Annotated in this window: 17 protein-coding genes; 5 read left to right on the top strand and 12 right to left on the bottom strand. The window is 73.7% G+C overall.

The genetic code is table 11. The features are described from left to right. Nucleotides 1-15 precede the first annotated feature (15 nt). The gene (locus R4Z63_RS31845; protein ID WP_384446497.1) at nucleotides 16-3,183 is read left to right on the top strand and encodes a tetratricopeptide repeat protein; all 3,168 of its coding nucleotides are present in this window, start codon (nucleotides 16-18) and stop codon (nucleotides 3,181-3,183) included. 34 nt (nucleotides 3,184-3,217) lie between these two features. Here the strand turns inward: R4Z63_RS31845 and R4Z63_RS31840 are convergent, their stop codons facing one another. The 3 genes from R4Z63_RS31840 to R4Z63_RS31830 form a co-directional block, all read right to left on the bottom strand. Next, entirely contained in the window at nucleotides 3,218-3,733 is a 516-nt protein-coding gene (locus R4Z63_RS31840) for an SRPBCC family protein (RefSeq protein ID WP_384446499.1), read from the bottom strand. Nucleotides 3,734-3,818: 85 nt separating this feature from the next. Beyond that, entirely contained in the window at nucleotides 3,819-5,102 is a 1,284-nt protein-coding gene (locus R4Z63_RS31835) for a ClC family H(+)/Cl(-) exchange transporter (protein ID WP_384446501.1), read from the bottom strand. A gap of 3 nt (nucleotides 5,103-5,105) precedes the next feature. Continuing rightward, nucleotides 5,106-5,720, bottom strand: a complete 615-nt coding sequence (locus tag R4Z63_RS31830) for a dihydrofolate reductase family protein (protein ID WP_384446503.1) — start codon at nucleotides 5,718-5,720, stop codon at nucleotides 5,106-5,108. A 268-nt stretch (nucleotides 5,721-5,988) separates the two neighbouring features. Between R4Z63_RS31830 and R4Z63_RS31825 the strand changes: the two genes are divergently transcribed. After that, complete coding sequence (locus tag R4Z63_RS31825; protein WP_384446505.1) at nucleotides 5,989-8,127, top strand: MMPL family transporter; 2,139 nt, start codon at nucleotides 5,989-5,991, stop codon at nucleotides 8,125-8,127. Here the strand turns inward: R4Z63_RS31825 and R4Z63_RS31820 are convergent, their stop codons facing one another. The 9 genes from R4Z63_RS31820 to R4Z63_RS31780 all read right to left on the bottom strand — a co-directional run bounded on the left by R4Z63_RS31820 (nucleotide 8,128) and on the right by R4Z63_RS31780 (nucleotide 17,279). After that, nucleotides 8,128-8,835: an alpha/beta hydrolase gene (locus tag R4Z63_RS31820; RefSeq protein ID WP_052030247.1), complete on the bottom strand. Its 708-nt coding sequence runs from the start codon at nucleotides 8,833-8,835 to the stop codon at nucleotides 8,128-8,130. It lies immediately after the preceding gene. A 75-nt stretch (nucleotides 8,836-8,910) separates the two neighbouring features. Then, entirely contained in the window at nucleotides 8,911-9,732 is an 822-nt protein-coding gene (locus R4Z63_RS31815; protein WP_384446507.1) for a DUF1295 domain-containing protein, read from the bottom strand. Between the two features lie 43 nt (nucleotides 9,733-9,775). Continuing rightward, nucleotides 9,776-11,107, bottom strand: coding sequence for a class I SAM-dependent methyltransferase (locus R4Z63_RS31810; RefSeq protein ID WP_384446509.1), 1,332 nt, complete (start codon nucleotides 11,105-11,107; stop codon nucleotides 9,776-9,778). Continuing rightward, nucleotides 11,104-11,853 (bottom strand): DUF1365 domain-containing protein, encoded by a 750-nt coding sequence (locus tag R4Z63_RS31805; RefSeq protein ID WP_384446591.1) that lies wholly within the window; start codon nucleotides 11,851-11,853, stop codon nucleotides 11,104-11,106. The genes R4Z63_RS31810 and R4Z63_RS31805 overlap by 4 nt, the downstream gene beginning before the upstream one ends. Then, complete coding sequence (locus tag R4Z63_RS31800) at nucleotides 11,847-13,112, bottom strand: NAD(P)/FAD-dependent oxidoreductase (protein ID WP_037917500.1); 1,266 nt, start codon at nucleotides 13,110-13,112, stop codon at nucleotides 11,847-11,849. The genes R4Z63_RS31805 and R4Z63_RS31800 overlap by 7 nt, the downstream gene beginning before the upstream one ends. A 123-nt stretch (nucleotides 13,113-13,235) precedes the next feature. Continuing rightward, nucleotides 13,236-13,988: an anti-sigma factor gene (locus R4Z63_RS31795; RefSeq protein WP_384446511.1), complete on the bottom strand. Its 753-nt coding sequence runs from the start codon at nucleotides 13,986-13,988 to the stop codon at nucleotides 13,236-13,238. Continuing rightward, on the bottom strand, nucleotides 13,985-14,587 hold the full coding sequence (gene sigK, locus R4Z63_RS31790) for an ECF RNA polymerase sigma factor SigK (protein WP_037917494.1): 603 nt from the start codon (nucleotides 14,585-14,587) through the stop codon (nucleotides 13,985-13,987). Before sigK ends, R4Z63_RS31795 begins: the two co-directional genes overlap by 4 nt. 275 nt (nucleotides 14,588-14,862) lie before the next feature. Next, complete coding sequence (locus R4Z63_RS31785) at nucleotides 14,863-15,327, bottom strand: hypothetical protein (RefSeq protein WP_384446514.1); 465 nt, start codon at nucleotides 15,325-15,327, stop codon at nucleotides 14,863-14,865. 182 nt (nucleotides 15,328-15,509) lie between these two features. Next, on the bottom strand, nucleotides 15,510-17,279 hold the full coding sequence (locus R4Z63_RS31780; protein WP_384446516.1) for a DUF6777 domain-containing protein: 1,770 nt from the start codon (nucleotides 17,277-17,279) through the stop codon (nucleotides 15,510-15,512). On the opposite strand from R4Z63_RS31780, the gene R4Z63_RS31775 reads away from it, so the two are divergent. The 3 genes from R4Z63_RS31775 (at nucleotide 17,278) to R4Z63_RS31765 (ending at nucleotide 20,023) form a co-directional block, all read left to right on the top strand. After that, nucleotides 17,278-17,517 carry a hypothetical protein gene (locus R4Z63_RS31775; protein ID WP_384446518.1) on the top strand — a complete coding sequence of 80 codons (240 nt, stop codon included), beginning with the start codon at nucleotides 17,278-17,280 and terminating at the stop codon, nucleotides 17,515-17,517. The genes R4Z63_RS31780 and R4Z63_RS31775 overlap by 2 nt on opposite strands. A 305-nt stretch (nucleotides 17,518-17,822) precedes the next feature. After that, nucleotides 17,823-18,389, top strand: coding sequence for a TetR/AcrR family transcriptional regulator (locus R4Z63_RS31770; RefSeq protein ID WP_037917491.1), 567 nt, complete (start codon nucleotides 17,823-17,825; stop codon nucleotides 18,387-18,389). A gap of 86 nt (nucleotides 18,390-18,475) precedes the next feature. Then, nucleotides 18,476-20,023 (top strand): MFS transporter, encoded by a 1,548-nt coding sequence (locus R4Z63_RS31765; protein ID WP_491522619.1) that lies wholly within the window; start codon nucleotides 18,476-18,478, stop codon nucleotides 20,021-20,023. The last annotated feature ends 32 nt before the right edge of the window (nucleotides 20,024-20,055 follow it).

Below are 20,055 nucleotides of genomic sequence, written 5' to 3'. Positions count from 1 at the left end.
GGATCGGGAGCGGCCATGGCGAAATGGCACTGGGGCAGGCGACGTGACGGGGGCGGGCGCAGCCTGGCCCGGGGCACCGCCGTCGAAGGGGTGCGCGTGACGGGGGACATCCCCTCGTCGCCCCCCGCCCAACAGGTGACAGGGTCCGGGAACGCTGTCGCCGACAACGGCGGCATCGCGGTCTCGGGTATCTACAACGACCATTCCAGCGTGCTGCTGCCTCCCGAGGTGTTGCGGGCGGCGGCCAAGGTGAAGGCCCCGCGGGGCATGGACGATCTGCCCTACCTGCCCGGTCACTTCGTGGGCAGGGAATCCGAACTGCAGGCCCTGGACGCGGCGTTGAAAGGGTCAGGACAGGTGCGCCTGCAGGCGGTGCACGGACTCGGTGGAGTCGGAAAGAGCGCCCTGGCCGCCCACTGGGTGGCCACCCGGGCCCACTCCCACAAGCTGAGGCCGGTCCGGTGGATCACCGCCGACAGTCCCGCCGGCGTCGAGCAGGGGCTCGCCGCCCTGGCCGTAGCACTGCAGCCGGCCCTGGCCAAGGTGCTCACCACGGCAGCCCTGGCCGAGTACGCCCTCCAATGGCTTGCGGGACACACTGGCTGGCTGCTGGTCCTGGACAACGTCACCGACCCGGCTGACATCGCCGCACTGCTCGCGCGCGCCCCCGGCGGCCGCTTCCTGATCACCAGCCGGCTCGCCACGGTGTGGACCACCGCCACCACCGTCATCCGACTCGACGTCCTGGACCCGGCCGAGTCCCTGACCCTGCTCACTCGCGCCACCACCGCAGCCGGGCCCCGGGACCTGGACGGCGCCGCCGAGCTGTGCGCCGAACTCGGCCATCTGCCCCTCGCGGTGGTCCAGGCGGCCGCTTACCTGGCGCAGAACCCACTCCTCACCCCAAGCAACTACGTCGGCCTCCTGCGCGAGGACCCGGCCGGGACCTATCAACAGGGAGGCGAGGGCCGCACCTCCGCCGAGCGCACCGTCGCCCGCGTCTGGCGCGTGACGCTGGACCGGATCAGCGAACTCCAGCCGTACGCGGCCCGCGTCCTGCGCGCCCTGGCCTGGTACGGCCCCGATCGCATCCCCGTCGGCCTCCTTGACCGCATTCCCGACCATCCCTTCGAGTCGATGCCCACGCCTCGCCAGGTCGCCGACGCCGTCGGCCTCCTGAACGCGTACAGCATGATCGATGTCGCCCCGGCCACCCGCACCCTCGGCATGCACCGTCTCGTGCAGGGGCTGACCCGCACACCCGATCCCGCCGACCCCCACCGCGACCCGGTGCTCATCGAGATGGCCCGCATCCACGCGACCCTCGCCCTGCACGAGGACGTCATCCCCCTGTCCTGGCGGGACCCGGCCTTGTGGCCACAGTGGCGCAGCCTGATCCCGCACATCGATGCCCTGGCGAGCAACACGCCGACCGCCGATGACTCACCGCAGATGGCGGCACTGCTCAACCAGGCGGGGGGCTACCTCCACGGCCAGGGGCTGGCGGGCCGGGCGGTCCCGCACCTCGAACGAGCCCTCGCGTATCGGGAGCGCAGCCAGGGCCCGGACCATCCGGACACCTCCGACATCGTCAACAACCTCGCCGCCACCCGGCTCGCGATCGGTGACCTGGCCGGGGCCGTCGCCCTGTCCGAGCGGGCCGTCGCGGCGACCGTGCGGCACAGGGGCAGGGATCATCCGCTCAGCATCGGAGCCCAGGTCAATCTCGCGGTGGTCCGCCTGGAGGCCGGGGAGGTGGACCGGGCGACGGCCATGATCGAGCAGGCCCTCGCCGACAGTCTCCGCCTGGGAGGTGAAGCGCACTACGCCACCATCATGGTCCGTTCCCATCTGGCAACCGCCTACCTGGCGGCCGGGCACTTCGACCGGGCGCTGGAACTACAGACGCGGAACGCCGCCATCAGCGCCCGGGTGCTCGGGGAGGACCACCCCGACACCCAGGCCGCCCGCATCATCCTCACCCAGGCCGCCCAGGCGGCAGGAGACCCGGCCAGAGCCGTCCCGCTGTACGAACGGCTCCGCCGACGCCAGGAGCGGGCCCTGGGCGAGGACCATCCGCACACCCTCGCCACCCGTTCCAACCTCGCCTCCGCCCACCTGGCGTCCGGAAACCCAGGCCGGGCGATCGAGGAATACGAGCAGGTGGTCGAAGACCGGATGCGCGTCCTCGGCGAGGACGATCCGCACACGCTTGCCGCCCAGGGCCTCCTCGCCGACGCCTACACCGAGGCCGGGGACACCGAGCGGTCGATCCCGCTCAGCGCGCGCGTCCTGGAGGACCGGCTGAGGGTCCTGGGAGAGGACCACCCCGACACCTTCACCGCCCGCGAGAGTCTGGCCGGGGCACACCGGGCGGCGGGAGACCTCGACCGGGCGATCCTGCTCTGCACCCAGGTCCTCGACGACAGGCTGCGTGTACTCGGCCCGAACCACCCCGACACCCTCAACGCCCGGAACAACCTCGCTCTCCTCCAAGGGGGGCAAGGGGCAGAAAACAAGGCGATCGCCCTGCTCGAACACACCCTCGCCGAGAGCGTGCGCGCGCTGGGCGAGGACCACCCGCACCTTGCCGCCACCCGCCACAACCTGGCGGCCGCGCACTTGGAGGCGGGAAACCCCGGCCGGGCGATACCCCTCCTGGAGCAGGCCGTCGCCACGAACATCCGCACGCTGGGCCAGGACCATCCCCGCACGGTCGACTCCCTCCACGGACTGGCATCGGCCCACCGGGAGGCGGGGAACGCGGCCCAGGTCGCCCTGCTGTGCGAACGGATCCACGCCTCCCACAGCCGCACGCTCGGCGAGCACGACGCCCAGACCCTCACGTCCGCTTCCCACCTCGCGCTCGCCCGCCTGGAGGCGGGAGACCCCGAGCGCGCCCTCCCCCTGCTGAAAGCCGCCTTCCGCGCGCAGAAACGTCTCCTCGGCCCCGGGCACATCGACTTCCTCACGACCGCCCACAACCTGGCCCTCGCCCACCACGCGCTTGGACACCTGGGCAAGGCCCTCCGGCTCTACCGGAAGGTCCTCATCCTCAGCACCTCTGTCCTGGGCGAGGACGATCCCCTGACGCAGTCCGCCGCCGCGCACCACGCCGCCGCCTCCGCTGCGCGGGGCGCCCCTGAAGACCCCCGCATCGATCACGCCCCCAAGAGAAGCTGAGGATCGGATCGGTCCGACCGCCGCTGCCGAGGTGTCAGGCAGCGGTGGAGCGGGCCTCCAGCTGTGACTTCAGGTTGCGCAGGGTCGTCCGGATGTTCTTCCGCTGGAACTCGGCGAAGGTGTGTCCCCTCGTCGCGATCCGGTCGAACGTGTTGGCCACCGCATCGGGCCAGCTCCGGCGGTCGTCGGTCCACGTCTCGGTCACCTCGGTGCCCCCGGGCACGGCGGCGAAGCGGTACTCCCAGGTGGCGATCGGGCCGGGCAGCCACGGGCGGCGGAAGCCTATGGCGTGGACCCTGAACCGGAACAGCCGGTCCGGGTCGGCGGCCGTCACCGTGCAGCGGGTCGTCCAGCGCAGCGGGCCGCGTTTGTTGCGGCCGTCGAAGGCCATGCCGACCCGGGTCCGGGTGCCCGGCCCGTCGACCGGGGTCCCGCCGAGGTTCTCCGGGCTCCAACGCCCCATCAGGGCGGGGTCGGCGACGTGCTGGTAGACCGTCGACGGGTCGGCGGCGACGAAGACGGTGTCGTGGACGCTGAACGTACGGGGCATGTGGCTCCCTCCTCGGAGCACGACGGTAGCGGCCGCCTCGCGGCACGGGTCCGGCGGGCCCCTCTCCAGCCGGCCCCCGCACCCGTCAGGCCCGTCCCAGCATGCGGCGGCGAAGAGTGTCGTAGAGGGGTGCGCTCCCCAGCCGGTCCGCCGTCACCGCCGCGGCGAAGCAGGCCGTCAGCAGCGGCAGCAGAAGCGCGCCGGTGCCGGTCATCTCCGTCACCAGGGCGACGCCGGTGAGCGGTGCCCGCACCACGGCGGTGAAGACGGCGGCCATCCCCACGGCCGCGAACGCGGCGGGACCCGCCGTGCCGGCCGGCAGCAGGGGGAAGGCGGCCGCGTGGGTGAGCGTCCCCCACAGGGCTCCCAGGGCCAGCAGCGGTGCGAACAGCCCGCCGGGAGTCGCGGCAGCGTAGCTGAGCGGGCCGGCCACGAAGCGCACGACGAGGCAGACCACCAGCGCCGCGCCGGTCAGGCTCCCGCCCGCCAGCAGGCGCTCGCTCAGCTGGTCGCCGCCGCCCGTGAGGAGCGGGTCGAAGGCCATCAGGGCGCCGACCAGGGCCCCGATCACGGCGGCCCGGACCACGAGGGGCACCTGGGTGAGCCGGTCGCACACCTCCAGAGTCCCCACGACCAGGGCGCTGTACCCGGCGCCCAGTGCCCCGGCCGTCACCCCACACAGGAGGAAGACCGGGAGCATCCACAGCGGCGGGGCGGGAACGGCCGGCATGGGAAGGACCAGCCCGTCGCCCACGATCAGCTGGGAGACGGACACCGCGGTGACGGTGCCGACGATCGTCAGCAGCACCAGGCGGGGCCGCACCGTGCCGGTCACCTCTTCGCAGACGAACAGCAGCCCGCCCAGCGGGGCGGTGAAGGCCACCGCAAGACCGGCCCCGCCCAGCGCGGTGTGGAGCATGCGGGCGTCGCCGGCGTCCAGCCGGCCGCGGCGGCCCGCCACGGCTCCGATGGCGGCACCCATGTGGACGATCGGTCCCTCCCGTCCCAGGACCAGGCCCGAGCCGATCCCGACGACTCCGCCCGCGAACTTCGCGGGTAGCAGCCGGGCCGGGTGGCCCTGGGACTCCCCCCGCCACACGGCCTCCACGTGCTGGATGCCGCTGCCCGCGGCGTGCGGTACCCGCAGGGCGATCGCACAGGCCGCCGCCGCGCCCGCCGCGGTGAGGGCGACGGGGAGCAACCGGCCGGCCCCGCCCAGTGCGGCGGCCTCCTCCACGACCGAGGTGCGCAGCAGGTCGGCGTGTTCCAGGCACCACCGGAACGCGCCGCCGACCAGCCCGACCAGACCCCCCGCCAGCGCCGCCACCAGGAAGGCGCGGCCGTCTCCCCACCTCCGCCCGGATGCCATGGCTCAGTGCTGGGGCAGGTGGGTCTTGGCGTCCTCGTACGTCGCCCCGCCGGGTGCGGGAGCCACGGCGTAGAAGAGGTTCAGCACACCGGTGCGGAAGGTCTCGGCGGACACCAGCTCCAGCGGCACCGCTGTGGGCTCCTGGTCGAACAGGCGCATGCCGCCGCGTACGGCGATCGGGTGCAGCAGGAGGTTCAGTTCGTCCAGCAGCCCGGCGGCGATCAGCTGGCGCACGACGGAGACCGAGCCGCTGATCCATACCGGCGTGTCCGTCCCCGGCTGCTCCTTCAGGGCGGCGACGGCGGGGGCGAGGGCGCCGCCGAGCTGTTCGCAGTTGCGCCAGGTGAAGTCGAGCCGGCTGTTCGACACCACGATCTTGCGCGCGTCACCCAGCACCTTGGCGAACGGCGCGTCCTCCCCGCCCTCCACCTCCCGCTGCGGCCAGGCGCCCGCGAAGCTGTCGTACGTCCTGCGCCCGAGCAGCAGGGTGTCGGCCCGGCCCAGGGTGGCATCCACGGCGGCGCCCATCTCGTCGTTGAAGTAGGGGAAGTGCCAGCGGTCGGGCGCCTCGACGACACCGTCGAGCGAAATGAACAACTGCGCCTTGATCTTCCTCATGCCGGTCTCCGGGAGCTGGTGGTCGGTCCGTCCGCGTACGGGCCCATCCAAGGGCACGCGGGGGTCTGTACCCGGTGCATTCACCCGCACGGCGGCTGCGTCGACCGCTTGCGGACCCCGCCGACGGCGTGCGACTGCGGATCGGCGGCCGGGAACTGCAACCCGATCGGACCCTCGGCCGGAAGTGGGGATGAGGGGCCGCCGCCGCGGACCCCCGGGCACGGACGCTGTTCGCCCGACCTCCACCCATCACGGCCAAGGACTCTCGTTGAGAAAGACACCGCGCGCAAAGGCATCGCGCCGGGCCCGCTGGATCGTTCCGCTCGCCCTGCTGGTTGTATGGCTCGGCATCGGTGGAACGCTGGGACCGTACGCGGGCAAGCTCCGCGAGGTCGCCACGAACGACCAGGCGGCGTTCCTGCCGCGCAGCGCCGAGTCGACGCGGGTCCTCGAAGCCCGCGGGGCCTTCGAGGAAGCGCAGTCCGTACCCGCCGTCGTGGTGTGGACGGCGAACGGGCCCCGGGTGACCGTCGGGCAGCAGGAGGCGGCCGCTCGGGCGGTCGGGGACCTCGTGGGACGGCCCGGGATCGCCACCACGCCCTCACCGCCCGTCGTCTCCGCCGACGGGCGGGCCCTGCAGGCCGTCGTACCGCTCGCGCCCGACCTCGGCGAGGAGCTCCCGGCGGTCCTGGACGAGGTGCGGCAGGCGGCGCAGCGGGTGCCGGGCACCTCGGTCGGGATCGCCGGTCCGGCGGCCACCCAGGTGGACCTGTCCGAGGCGTTCGCGGGGATCGACGGGCTGCTGTTGGGAGTGGCCCTGGGAGCGGTCCTGCTGATCCTGCTGCTGGTCTACCGCAGTGTGCTGCTGCCCTTGGTGATCATCATCAGCGCGGTGTTCGCGCTGGGCCTGGCCTGCGCGGTGGTCTACGCGCTGGCGGCCCGGGGCGCCGTCCGCGTGGACGGCCAGGTGCAGGGAATCCTGTCGATCCTCGTGATCGGCGCCTCGACCGACTACGCCCTGCTGGTCGCCGCGCGCTTCCGGGAGGAGCTCGCCGTACGCGGCGACCGGGCGCACGCCGCGGCGGCAGCCGTGCGCCGGTCGGCCGGAGCGGTCACCGCCAGTGCGGCGACCGTGGCCCTGGGACTGCTGGCCCTGCTGGCGAGCGACCTGACGAACAACCGGGCACTCGGGCCCGTCGGCGCCATCGGGATCGTCTGCGCGGTGCTGAGCTCGCTGACCTTCCTGCCGGCCGTCCTGGTCCTGCTGGGCCGCACCGCGTACTGGCCGGCCATGCCCGGCCCGGCCGATGCCTCGGCCGAGGGGCACCGCGTGTGGCGCCGGATCGCCGCCCTGATCGACCGCTCTCCCCGCCGCGTGTGGGTCTCCACCTCCGTCCTGCTGGTGGTGCTGGCCGGCTTCTCCCCCGCGCTGTCCGCCAAGGGCGTGCCCCTGGACGAGATCTTCGTGAACGACGCGCCCTCGGTGGGCGCCCAGCAGACGCTGGCCCGGCACTTCCCCGGCGGCTCGGGCAATCCCGCCGTCGTCATCGTGAACGCCGACCGGGCCGCCGAGGTACGGGTGGCCGCCGAAGGCACCGACGGGGTCGCCTCGGTCGCACCCTTCACCGCGGGTGGCGGCAGGCCGGGCCCGGGGGCTCCGCTCGTCGTGGACGGCCGCGTCCGTCTGGATGCCACGCTGGACGCGGCGACCGACAGCGACGCCGCCAAGAGGACGGTCCAGCGGCTGCGGGAGCGCGTGCACGCGGTGCCGGAGGCCGACGCGCTCGTCGGGGGCTACACCGCCCAGCAGTTCGACACCCAGCAGACCTCGGCCCGTGACCGCGCCGTCATCGTCCCGGTCGTCCTCGGCATCATCCTGCTCATCCTCGTCGCGCTCCTGCGCTCCGTGCTCGTGCCCGTCCTGCTGGTGGCGACGGTCGCACTGAACTTCCTCGCCACCCTGGGGGTGTCCGCGCTCGTCTTCGGACACCTGCTGGGCTTCAGCGGCACGGACGCCTCCGTACCGCTGTACGGATTCGTGTTCCTGGTCGCCCTCGGCGTCGACTACAACATCTTCCTGATGTCCCGGGTACGCGAGGAGAGCCTCGCGCTGGGGACCCGTGCGGGCGTGCTGCGGGGGCTCGTCACCACGGGCGGGGTCATCACCTCCGCCGGGGTGGTCCTCGCCGCGACCTTCGCCGCGCTGATGGTGATTCCGCTGGCGTTCCTCGTCCAGATCGCCTTCATCGTCGCCTTCGGCGTCCTGCTGGACACCCTCGTCGTGCGGTCCCTGCTGGTACCGGCCCTCATCATCGACATCGGCCCGCGCGTCTGGTGGCCCGGTGCGCTGGCCCGCCCGGGCACGCGGGTCGGCCCGCGGACCGCACCGGCGGCGCGGACCGGGTGATCACCACTGCGGCCCCGGCGCGCCGGTCGCGTTCCCGTCGGCTCGCACCGGACCGAACGGACCGTCGCCCCCGGGGAGGCCGCCGGGGAACGGGGCGATACCGAGGAGCGCCGCGGTGGCTTCGGCCGTGATCCGGTGCCACAGGCCGGCGTTGCCGATCATGGCGTGACCGCCGCGGGGCATCCTGATGCCGCGGACCCGGGCTTCGGCCTTCCGGGCGCGTTCGAGGTAGGCCCAGGTGTCCGCCGCCCGGGTGACACGGTCGTGTTCGTCATGGAGGGCGACAACCGTGCGAGCGCGCAGATGGGCGGCCGGTTCGGCCGGCGGGCACCACGGAGCGAGCGCCACAACCCCCTCGACCTGGGGATCGTCTGCGGCACGCAAGGCCGCACGCCCGCCCATGGAGTGCCCCACGAGGACGACGGGAACCGGTCCGGCGACGGCACGGAGCTCCTCCAGGGCGCGTCGGACGTCGGCGACCGGATGCGCGTGGTGGCCGTTCCAGCCCCGGTGCCGGTAGCGGACGTGTGCGACGAACACGCCGGCGTGGGCGGTGGCGCGCGTGACGGCCGTCGCAAAAGGTCGCATGCGCAGGGCCGGCAGGTTCAGCAGGGGCGGCGGCCGCAGGGCGTCCGCCCGACCGCCGTGCAGCAGCAGGACGGCCGCGGGCACCCCTTGGGACAGCCGGTGGGCGGGGGCGGGGATCAGGGCGGCCGGTACGGGCCGAACCCGGTGGGCGCCCCCTCCGGGGTGGTCGGCGGCCTCGGGCGAAGGGTCCACACGTCACCTCCTGGGCTTCGAGGAGTGGTGGCGGGGCGGGAGCGGAAGGAATCCGCTGGTGCGGGCGGCGTACTCAGCGTAACCGGGGCGGTCGGCCATGTGTCTCTCCAGCAGCCGCTTGCCGCTGCCGACCGTCAGCAGGGCCGTCATGAGGACCGGGGAAACCAGGCTCAGCAGCGCCGAGGACACGCTGGTGCAGGCGAACAGGTACAGGCCCCACCAGACGAGGCTGTCGCCGAAGTAGTTGGGATGGCGGGTCCAGCCCCACAGCCCCCGGTCCATGATGCGGCCCCGGTTGGCCGGGTCCTCCTTGAACCGGGCCAGCTGGTGGTCGCCCACGGCCTCGAAGCACAGTCCTGCGGCCCACAGGGCCAGTCCGAGTGCGCCGAGCACGCCCACCGGGGCCGCCGCGTACGAGGCGGCCTTGACGGGCAGGGAGACGAGCCAGACCAGCGCGGCCTGGAGGAGGTACACGGTGCGCAGGGCGTACCAGGTCCGGTTTCCGGGTGCCTTGTCCAGGAGCGCGGTGTAGCGCGGGTCCTCCCCGTGGCCGCGGGCGCGCCGTGCGATGTGCGCCGACAGCCGCAGCCCCCACAGGATGGTTGCCGCGGCGACGAGCAGCCGTCTGACGGGGTCTCCCTGCCCGGCGGAGAGGACGTAGGTCGCGACGGCGACGGCGCTGAAGGCGACACCCCAGGCGACGTCGACGACGCGGTGCAGGCGCAGGCGTGTTCCGACGGCGAACGCGACGAGCAGTACGGCCGCCGAGACGGCTGCCGCGACCGCCAGGTTGGTGCCGAACGGGCCCCAGGCGGTGCCGTTCACGGCCCCTCCCCGGCGGCGGACGCCCCGGCGGGCCCGACGGCCCTCACCGGAAGGTCCCGTCGGTCAGGACGATCTGGCGGACGTCCAGGTAGCGGGAGCGGAAGCCGGCTTCCGAGTAGGCCAGGTAGAAGTCCCACAGCCGCTGGAAGACGGTGTCGAAGCCGAGTTCGGCGACGGTCGCCTGGTTCGCAGTGAACCGTTCCCGCCACAGCCGCAGGGTCTGCGCGTAGTGCTCGGCGAAGCCCATATCGGACTCGGTGCGCAGGCCTGCCGCCGCCGCGTGCTCGGTGATGGCACGGCGGGAGGGGATCAGGCCGCCGGGGAAGACGTACTTGCTGATCCAGGTGTGGGTGGCCGCGGTGTTCAGCATCTGCCGGTGGCCCATGGTGATGGCCTGGAGGGCGACGCGGCCGCCGGGATGGAGCGCGGTCCGCAGGGCGGCGAAGTAGGAGGGCCAGTACTCGGCGCCGACCGCTTCGATCATCTCGACGCTGACCACGGCGTCGTAGCGGCCCTCCACGTCACGGTAGTCGCACAGCCGGACCTCGACGCGGTCGCCGAGCCCGGCGGCGTCGATCCGGGCGCGGGCGAGGGCGGCCTGTTCGGCGGACAGGGTGAGGGTGGTGACGCGGGCACCGCGGGCCGCGGCGCGCAGCGCGAGCTCTCCCCAGCCGGTGCCGATCTCCAGCAGCTCGGTGCCGTCCGTGACGTGGGCGAGGTCCAGGAGTCGGTCGATCTTGCGGTGCTGGGCGGCAGGGAGGTCCTCGTAGCGCGCGGGGAAAGCGGTGAACACGGCGGAGGAGTAGGTGAGGGTCGGATCGAGGAAGGCGGCGAAGAGGTCGTTGGACAGGTCGTAGTGGCGGTGGATGTTCTCGCGTGCGCCGCGCCGGGTGTTGCGGTCGCGGCCTGGGCGGTGGGACACCCACAGCGGGCGGAGGCCGCGCAGCGGGGCCGGGACCAATTCGTCGACGTGGGTGGCGAGGACGGTCAGCAGGCCGGGCAGGTCGTCGCTGTCCCATTCGCCGGCCATGTACGACTCCCCGAAGCCGATCAGGCCGGCGTGCCCGATGCGCTGGAAGAAGGCGTCCGGGTCGTGGAGGGTGATGTCCGGCCGGGGGCCGGTAGCGGCGTCGGTTCCGGTGCCGTCGCGTACCTCCAGGGGGAGCCGCTTGAGAGCCCGGCCGACCAGGTGTGCGGCGACGGCGGTCCGGGCCGGACCGGCGGCCGGCGGCCGTGCCACGTCCGGCCAGCGTGCGGGGTCCGCGCCCCGGCCGGCAGCGGGGGTGCGGCCGGGCATGCGCCGCTGCTCCGGCATCAGCGGCGGACGGCCGGACGGTGGTGCCTGGTGGTCGGGCGTGATGGCCGGGCGGGTCACGGGACCATTCCCTTCTGCGGTATGTGCCGGGGGCGGGGTTGTAGGGGCAGGCCGCGCAGGAGCAGGCGGATCCCGTGGAAGCGGATCCCGGCCCAGACGGCGGCGGTGGACCAGGGCCTGCGGGCGGCGGCCCGCAGGAGGGCGCGGGGCGTGGCGGGGCGGGCACGGCCCCGTACGGTGGCGGTGAACGGGCGGCCGGTCTCGGTGTGGAGGTGCACCGTCAGGTCGAGGCGTTCCCCGGGGCACGGCAGGCGCATCCGGTAGTGGCCCTCGATCGGGAAGAACGGCGAGACGTAGAACCGCTTCTCGGCCCTGGCCCGGCCGCCGGCGTCCGGATGGAGGAGGTAGCAGTGCCGCTGTCCGTAGGTGTTGTGGACCTCCGCCACCACGCACACCAGGTTTCCGGACCGGTCGTGGCACCAGTAGACGCTGAGGGGGTTGAAGACGAACCCGAGGACCCGCGCGTGGGCGAGCATCAGCACGCGCCCGCCCGCGAGGTCTATGTCGCGCGAGGCGAGGAACTCCTCCAGACCGGCGCGGATCGTGGGGGCGCGGCCCGCGAAGTGGTCGCGCGGGTCGAACCGGGCCAGGGGACGCAGCGGGCGGGGCAGGACCGGCAGCCGGTCGAGGTCCACGCACCACAGGTAGGTGCGGTGCCGGAGGTCGTGGCGCAGCGGCGCGGTGCGGGCGTGGACGACCAGGCACTCGTACAGCGCGGCGGCGGGGGCCGCCTCCCCGGTCACCAGCGCACTCCCAGGGAGCGCGCGGCGGCCGCGCCGGAGCGGCAGCCGTCCTCGTGGAAGCCCCAGCCGTGCCATGCTCCGGCGTAGGCGGTCACGCCGGTGTTCAGGCGCGGCAGTTCCTTCTGCGCGGCGACCGAGGCGGGGGTGTAGACCGGGTGCTCGTAGAGCATGCGGCGCACGACCCGGTCCGCGTCCACACGGTCGTCGGCGCCCAGGGTCACCACGTAGTCGGCGCCGTCGGGGAGCTTCTGCAGGCGCCGCATGTCGTAGCTGACGCGGACGGCCTCGGTGGAGGGGGCGCAGGCCGGCATGTGGTAGTTCCAGCAGGCCCGGGCGCGGGGTGAGCGGGGCAGGATCCCGGTGTCGGTGTGCAAGACGGTGGGGTTGGGCTCGTAGGTGAAGGCGCCCAGGAGCCTTCGTTCGTCCTCGGTGGGGTCGGCGAGCAGGCGGAGGGCCTGGTCGGGGTGGGTGGCGATGACGACGGCGTCGTAGCCGTCGGTGGCTCCGTTCTCGGTGGTTATCCAGGCGCCGGAGCCGCGTCCCGCCCGGTGGACGGCTTGCACGGGGCTGTCGGTACGGACCCGGTGCACGCTCTTGGCCGCGGCCTGCACGTAGGCGGCGGAGCCGCCGGTGACGGTCTTCCACTGGGGGGAGCCCGTCACCGACAGGAGGCCGTGGTGGTGGAGGAAGGTGAAGAGGTGGGCGGCCGGGTAGGACAGCGCAGTACTCGCGGGACACGACCACACCGCGGAGACGAGCGGGAGGGCGAAGTGGCTGACGAAGTAGGGGGAGAACCGGCCCGCGCGCAGGAAGTCGCCGAAGGTGACGTGGTGGGAGGGCGGATCGGCGAGCAGCCGCCGGGCCCTGCGGTGGAAGACCGGAACCTGCGCGAGCAGGGCCAGGTAGCGGCCGCGCAGTGCGGGCCGGCCGGTGAAGAGGCCGGACGGGCCGCGGGCGCCCGCGTACTCCAGTCCGCAGCCGTCGCAGCGGACCGACATGCTCATCTCGGCGTCCTGGGTGGTGATCCCCAGCTCGCGGAAGAGCCTCAGCAGGGTGGGGTAGGTCCGCTCGTTGTGGACGATGAACCCCGAGTCCACACCCATGAGCCGCCCGTCGGGGCCGGGCAGTTCATGGGTGTGGGCGTGGCCGCCGAGGCGGCCGTCGGCCTCGTAGAGGGTGACCTCGTACGAGCGCGCGAGGATGTGGGCTGCCGTCAGGCCCGCGACCCCGGCGCCGACCACCGCCGCTTTCCGGTGTTCCACCTCAGCACTCCCGTCACTCGACGCGCCGCTGGGTGCGGTCGCTCACCCGTACTTCGCAGCGGGCGGGCGGGCGGATTGGTGGCGGATGATTCCTGATGCGTACGGGGCGGGGGCGGTCCGGCGTCAGGTGGGCAGGGCCATGAGGAGGAGGGGGGCGGTGGTGGGGCTGGGGGAGCCTCCGGCGGGTTCGAGGGTGAGGCCGACGGCGCCTGCGCCGGCAGTGTCCCCGTCGATGAGGACGGTGCCGTCCTGGTGGATGAACCCGGCCGGGCGCATGGTGCCGTCGTGGTCGAGCCAGAGCTGGTAGGTCCTGCCGGGTGCGGGCGCGGGCAGTCCGGCGGCGGTGAAGGCGGCCCTGTTCTGCCGCTCGGAGGCGACGACCGTGGTGGTCGCTCCGTTGCTCGCCCGGCCGTGGACCGCACGTGCGTCGGGTGCCGCCAGGACGGCGCTGACGTCGTCGAGCCGCTGCTGGGCCTGGATCGCACGCTGCCGGTACTGGTCGCTCTGCTGGTTCTGCCAGGCTGCCAGACCGGCGAACGAGGCGGCCGCGGCCACGCTGGCGGCGAGGGCGAGGGGGACGGCCCGGCGTCGCAGCACACTGCCGAAGCCGGCGGTCGGCGCGCTGTCGGTGACCCGCGGCGGCAGTTGGCGGACGCCGTCGACGGCGGCCAGGACGTGCTGCTTCATCCCCGGGGGCGGGCTCTGCGCGGCGGAGTCGGCCAGGCGCGCGGCGGTGGCCTCGAACTCGGCCACCTGCTCGCGGCACGTCGGGCAGTGCGGCAGGTGGTCGCCGAACGCCCGGCGCTCGGCGGGGTCCAGGGCGTTGAGGGCGTAGGCGGCGGCGAGGGCGTGTACGTCGGAGTGGTGTTGTTTCATGTGGTCACCCCCATGCAGTCGCGGAGCCGGATCAGTCCGTCGCGCATGCGTGTCTTGATGGTCGGAAGCGGTGTGCGCAGGGCTTCTGCGACCTCACGGTAGGTCAGGCCGCGGTAGTAGGCCAGGGTCACGGCCTGGCGCTGTAGTTCGGTCAGGCCGCGCAGGCAGCGGCGTACCTGTTCGCTCTCCAGGCGGGTCTCGACCTGCTCGGAGACCTCGTCGAAGGCCGTCTGGTGCTCGCGGGCGGCCTGGGCGTGTTCCCGGTCGGAGGACGCCTGGGCGGAGCGGACCCGGTCCACCGCCCGCCGGTGGGCGATCGTCCCCGCCCACGTGGTGACGGCGCCGGACTCGGGCCGGTAGCGGGCGGCCTGCCGCCACAGGTCGATCATGACCTCCTGCGCGACCTCCTCCGCCTGGTGCCGGTCGCGTACGACCCGGACGACGATCCCGAAGACCATGGGCGCGAGTGCGTCGTAGAGGGTGGAGAAGGCCTGTTTGTCTCCGTGGGCGACCTTGTCCATGACCTCGGCGAGGTCGCTGCGGCCGGCGTGACTCGCCCGGCCGGTACGACCCGGCCCGAACGGGAGGGGTTGGTTCACTGGTCGGACCCCGGCTGCGGCGACAGGGGGCTGGGGCTGGGGCAGCCGGTGCCGGCCGGCCGGGGTCGGGGTGTCCGTCGCATGGTGGTCCTTGTCCTCGTCCTGGTCCTGGGTCGTGCTCTCGGGTTCGGCGCGGTGCCTGTGGTGTGTCCGAGGTTTCTTCGTAGCGGACGCGCGTACGGATGGCCGGAAATTTGCCAAACGGATCAGATGAGCGGGTCGGCCGCGGCCCCTGATGTCCAGGGGCCGCAGCCGTCGTACTGCCCGGGCAGGCGCTACCACGTGTCGTGGCAGCTCCAGTGTCCGGGAACCCAGTGGTTCACCGGGTGTCCGGGCGCCCGGTGATCCTTCCCTTGGCCCTTGCTCCACCAGCCGTCGTGCCATGTGCCGTGGTGGTCGCGGTAGCCGTGGTGCCGGGTGCCGGCGTGCCACGTGCCGTCCCAGTGGCCCTTGACCCACGTGCCGGTGACCCAGTGGCCCTCGACCCACGTGCACCGGTCGTGGTGGCGACGGTGGTGCCGGTCGTCCCGGTCGTGACCGCGGTCGCGGTCCCGGTCGCTGGTGAGCGTGGGGTTCGGCGTGGCCGGCGCCGCCGTGGCGGCGCTCGCCGTACCGGACAGGCCCAGCAGCGGGCCACCGGCCAGCAGCCCTGCGGACACGACTCCGACGACCAGGCGCTTCTTGTGTGGTGAGGCGGTCATCGGGTTCACCTCCTGCCTTTCGTAGGGTTCGTCAAGCATGCGGTTTCACCTGCTCCTTCACCGTCTGGAGCGTCACCACCTATTCGTGATGAACGGGGTGAAGGATTGGCAAGACACTCAAACCGTCATGTCTCTCTCCCTTCGGAGTGCGTGCAGTGAACCCTGTCGCCCCTGCGCGGACCACCGTGCGCCGTGCGGCACCGGCTGCCATGTCGGGTGCGCTACCTGAGCAGCGGCCGCTCCTCCCGGCTCCCCGAGCCGTCGGTCCGGCCCGACTGCCCTGGCCGGACCCCCTCGTCCCCCGTCTGACGGCCGGACTCCTGCCCCGGCCCGCGCCCCGGCCCGCGCCCCGCCCCCTCGTGACCCGACCGGACCGGACCGTCACCGCTGCCGGCGCCCTTGCCCGTCGCCTTGCCGGTCCCAGAGCCCTGGCCGGAGCTTTGGCCGGAGCTTTGGCCGGATCCCGTGCTCGTCTCCTCCCCCGAGCCCTGGACCGGTGCCTGGCCCGTGCCGTCGCCGGGGCCGCCGCCCGCGTCCTGCTGGGGCGCCTTGCCGGTTCCCGTGCCGCGGCCGGACCCTTCGACCCCGCCTTGGTCGTCGCGCCGGCCCGCACCCTGGCCCGGTACCTCGCCGGTGCCAGAGCCGGATTCCCGCCCGGGAGCCTGGCCCGTGTCGGCGCGTGGACCCCCATCCGTCTGCCGTCCTGGCTCCTTGCCGTCGCCGTCGCCCCGGCCGGACCCTTCGCGCGTCTGCTGACCCGGCGCCCTGCCCGGCTCCTGGCCAGAGCTCTGGCCCGGTGTCTGGCCCGTACTCTTGTCGTGCCCACGGCCGTCCTTTCCGCCTCCGCCCTGGCCGGCCTCCCGGCCCGAGCCCTCACCGGTCTCCCGGCCGGGGCCGCCCTCGTCCGGCTTTCCACCGGGCTCGCGCTCCGGGTGCTTCGCCCTTGACTTCTGCTCCGGCGCGCCGGGGGCGTGGTCCTGGCCTCTGCCCGGCTCCTGCGCCGGGTCCTTCCGCGGTGTCCGGTCCGCGCCCCGTGGCTTCGCAGGCGTGTCCGGCGCCTCGGTCGTGCCCTGCTCCCCGTGCCCCTCGCGGCCCGGGTCCTGAGCCGGGTCCGGCTTGCGACCCGGTGCGACACCCGGCGCCGGGTCCGGCACTTCGGGATTCCGCTGCCGCGTCTGCGCGTCGTGTCCGGTCCGAACCGATCCCTGGCGGGCCGGTGGCAGAGCCGGGTACGGCGAGCCGGACGGGCGGCCCGGCGGCGGCTCGACCTCGCGGTCGGACCGTGCCCGCACGAGGCCGCTCGGGCGCTCGAACCACGCCTTGCGGTCCTGATCGAAGACCGTGACGGCCTTCACCGGTTTCGCGGCAGGCTTGACCGCGACCAGTTCGGCGGACCGGAACGAGGACCACTCCCCACCGCTGAGCCTGGCCTTCCCCGGGACCGCAACCGGTGGCGTCAAGGGGTTGCCGCACGCGCACCGGACCCGCGGCACACCGCGCCCGTCGACCAGTACGGACGTACCGGCCTGCAGGATCGCCTGGTAGCCGGTCGGCGCGCTGTTGCGGTACCCGTGGTTGGTGACCCGGGTGTCCCAGCCCAGCCGGACCGGTGTGAGCGACCGCAAGTATGCGGGGATCCCGGCCCGGCGGACGCCGAGCGCGGCGGCGAAGGCGTTCCCCTTCTCCGCGTGCTCCGTGAGGAACGTGATCTGCTTCTCCACGTCACAGCTCGCGACGTTCCGGGTGCCCCCGTAGAGACCGGGGTGACCGCCGTCGACCTCCAGGGTGCGCCCGCCGCCCGTATCGCCCCGCGGCGCGCCGGTATGCGCGGCCGGCACGGCGGCCCGGTTCGTCTCGGTGGCCGTCGAGGGTGTGAACGGATCGGGCCCGGCGGCCGAGGCGGCCTCCAGGAACACTTCGCCGCCGGCGGCGGTGTTGCCGCCGAGCACGGTGAAGCCGAGGACGACCGCCGAGACCACCACCGCCGCCATGCTCGCACTGACCGCCGCCCTGCGGGACCGCCAGCGGTGTTCCGGCCGCCCCGCTCCGTCGGCGGGTGGCAAGGTCGGCGCGGACGGGTGGGAGGGGGGCGGCGGCGGGGGCACTGGTGGCGGCGCCTCGGACGCCGGCGGTGCCTGGGGTCGCGGCCCCCTGCCCGAGAGCGGACCGGGCGGCGGCCCCGAGGGGTGCCCGGAGGAGGACAGGGAACTCATGACCTTCGCCCCCTGACACGGGGCCCGCGGAAACCGTTGGTGGCTTTCATGCGCTCGCTCCTTCTGGCCGTCGACTCCTCCACATCCCGGAGGGGAACACCGCAACCGGTGGCACCGATGGGGTCACGCAGCGGGCGTGAACCGTGCCTTGAGTAAGCCCCCCGATGCCCGGCCGCGTCATGTCGCGACCATTCGGGACTTGACAGAGCCCTGCCGCAGACCGCTTCCACGCCCGGGTGCGCCGCCGGGCGGGGGTCGGGAACCACCGGCCGGATGACGCCGGGCATTGACAGCCAAAAGTGTGAGTGGTTTATTACACACATGAACACGGAACGACGACGCCAGCTCTCCTCGGCCGAGGAGCGCCGCGAGACCGTCCTGCGGACGGCGGTCGGAGCCTTCGCGGCCCGCGGTTACTTCGGCACGACGACGACCGAAGTGGCCAAGGCCGCCGGAATCTCCCAGGCCTACGTCTACCGGCTGTTCCCGAACAAGGAGGCGCTCTTCACCGCGGTCGTCGAGCACTGCTTCACCCGGGTGCGGACCAGCCTCGAAGAGGGCGCCGCGCAGGCCCGGGGCAGCAGCCCCGAGGCGGTCCTGCACACCATGGGCGACACGTACGCCCACCTGATCGCCGACAAGGACCTGCTGCTCGTCCTGACCCACGCCCAAGCGGCGGCCGTGTCCGAGGTCGCCGTACGCGGGGCCGTGCGGGCCGGGTACGCCCGCATGGTCGAGTACGTGCGGGGCGCGTCGGGCGCGACAGAGGCGGACGTCCAGCAGTTCTTCGCGACGGGGATGCTCTGCCACCTCCTCGTATCGCTGGATGCGCACGAGGTGGACGCACCCTGGTCCCGGACGCTCTCGGCCGGCATCCGGCACTACTGACAGGCGACGACCGCCGGGCGGACCATGTGGTCCGCCCCGCTTTCGAACCAAACAGTGAGTGGTTAACCACACACAGGAGATCGCGCATGCACGCCCCACCGTCCGACCAAAAGACCACCGGGACCACCGGGACCACCGGGACCACCGGGACCACCGGGACCACCGGGACCACCGGGACCACCCTCGCGACGCTGGCCGCGGCCCAGTTCGCCGTCACCCTCAGCACCTCCATCGTCAACGTCGCCCTCCCTGCCGTGCGCGACGGGATCGGTCTGTCGGACACAGGCCTGTCATGGGTCGTCAACGCCTACGGCCTGGCCTTCGGGGCCCTGCTCCTGCTCGGCGGCCGAGCGGCCGACCTCCTGGGGCGGCGCCGCGTGCTGGCGGCCGGCCTCGCGCTCTTCTCCGCGGCGGCCGTCGCCGCCGGGCTGGCGAGCACCCCCTGGATGCTCATCGCCGCCCGTACGGCCCAGGGCGCCGGTGCGGCTGCGATCGCCCCCGCTGCGCTCTCGCTGACCATGCGGCTCCATCCGCCTGGGCCGGCCCGCGCCAAGGCCCTCGGTGTCTGGGGTGCCGTGTCCGGTGCGGGCGGAGCGGCCGGAGTCCTGCTCGGCGGAGTCCTCACCCAAGGCCCCGGCTGGCCCTGGGTGTTCCACGCCTCCGGCATCGGCGCGGCGGCGGTCCTGGCAGCGACCCTGCGCCTCGTCCCCGCCGACCCGAAGGAGGCAGGCGGGCCCCGTCCGCGGCTCGACCTGGCCGGGTCCCTCACCGCCACGGCCGGCCTGGTCTCGCTCGTGTACGGGCTCACCGCCGCGGGCCGCGCCGGCTGGACCGACCCTCTGGTACTCGGCACCCTCGGTGCGGCGGCGGCCCTGCTCGCCCTCTTCGCGCTGGTCGAACGCCGCCACCCGGCGCCCCTCCTGCCGCCCGGACTCCTGACCCGGGGAGCCGTGGCTCCGGCCAACCTCGTCATGGCGCTGCTCGGCGCGGTCTGGGTGGGCTTGTTCTTCTTCCTCCCCCTCTACCAGCAGCAGGTCCTCGGCGTCGGCCCGCTGGAAGCGGGACTCTCCCAACTGCCGCTGGCGGCGGCGAACATGCTCGGGTCCGGCCTGGCACCCGTACTCGCCCGGCGCATCGGCCCGCACCGGACCCTGCTCGCGGGGCTGGCGACCCAGGCCGCCGGATTCCTGTGGCTGGCCAGGATCCCGGCCGACGGCACCTTCCTCATCCACCTCCTGGGCCCGGTGCTCCTGGTCGGGGTCGGCCTCGGCGTGGCCTTCGTCCAGCTCACCGGCTCGGCCGTGAGCGGGGTGGAGCCCTCCGATGCGGGACTGGCCGGCGGCCTGGTCAACACCACCCGCCAGATCGGCGGCGCCGTGGGCCTCGCCGTACTGGGCACCCTCGCCGCCGCCCGCACCGGGTCCGCCCCGCCCGGCCTGCCGCACGCCGCGGCCCTCACCGAGGGATACCGCGCCGCCTTCCTCCTCTCGGCCGCCGTGCTGGCCCTCGGAGCGACCCTCACCCCGCTCCTCGCCCGCGGAACCCGGCGCGCGCCGGAGTCCGTCCCCACTCCCCCACCGTTCGCCGCGCCCCGCCCGTCCCACCGAACCCACCGAACCCACCGAACCCGCTGATCAGCTGATCAGCTGATCGCACCATCGAAGGA

Source organism: Streptomyces sp. PL-29, from assembly GCF_058344425.1.
This window is presented reverse-complemented; position numbering and strand designations above follow the sequence as displayed.

Coding starts and splice junctions, on each gene's coding strand:
- R4Z63_RS31795 (WP_384446511.1), bottom strand. CDS start 13,988: ATGAAACAACACCACTCCGACGTACACGCCCTCGCCGCCGCCTACGCC.
- R4Z63_RS31840 (WP_384446499.1), bottom strand. CDS start 3,733: ATGCCCCGTACGTTCAGCGTCCACGACACCGTCTTCGTCGCCGCCGAC.
- R4Z63_RS31835 (WP_384446501.1), bottom strand. CDS start 5,102: ATGGCATCCGGGCGGAGGTGGGGAGACGGCCGCGCCTTCCTGGTGGCG.
- R4Z63_RS31845 (WP_384446497.1), top strand. CDS start 16: ATGGCGAAATGGCACTGGGGCAGGCGACGTGACGGGGGCGGGCGCAGC.
- R4Z63_RS31780 (WP_384446516.1), bottom strand. CDS start 17,279: ATGGCGGCGGTGGTGGTCTCGGCGGTCGTCCTCGGCTTCACCGTGCTC.
- R4Z63_RS31775 (WP_384446518.1), top strand. CDS start 17,278: ATGCTCGCACTGACCGCCGCCCTGCGGGACCGCCAGCGGTGTTCCGGC.
- R4Z63_RS31785 (WP_384446514.1), bottom strand. CDS start 15,327: ATGCTTGACGAACCCTACGAAAGGCAGGAGGTGAACCCGATGACCGCC.
- R4Z63_RS31770 (WP_037917491.1), top strand. CDS start 17,823: ATGAACACGGAACGACGACGCCAGCTCTCCTCGGCCGAGGAGCGCCGC.
- R4Z63_RS31765 (WP_491522619.1), top strand. CDS start 18,476: ATGCACGCCCCACCGTCCGACCAAAAGACCACCGGGACCACCGGGACC.
- R4Z63_RS31830 (WP_384446503.1), bottom strand. CDS start 5,720: ATGAGGAAGATCAAGGCGCAGTTGTTCATTTCGCTCGACGGTGTCGTC.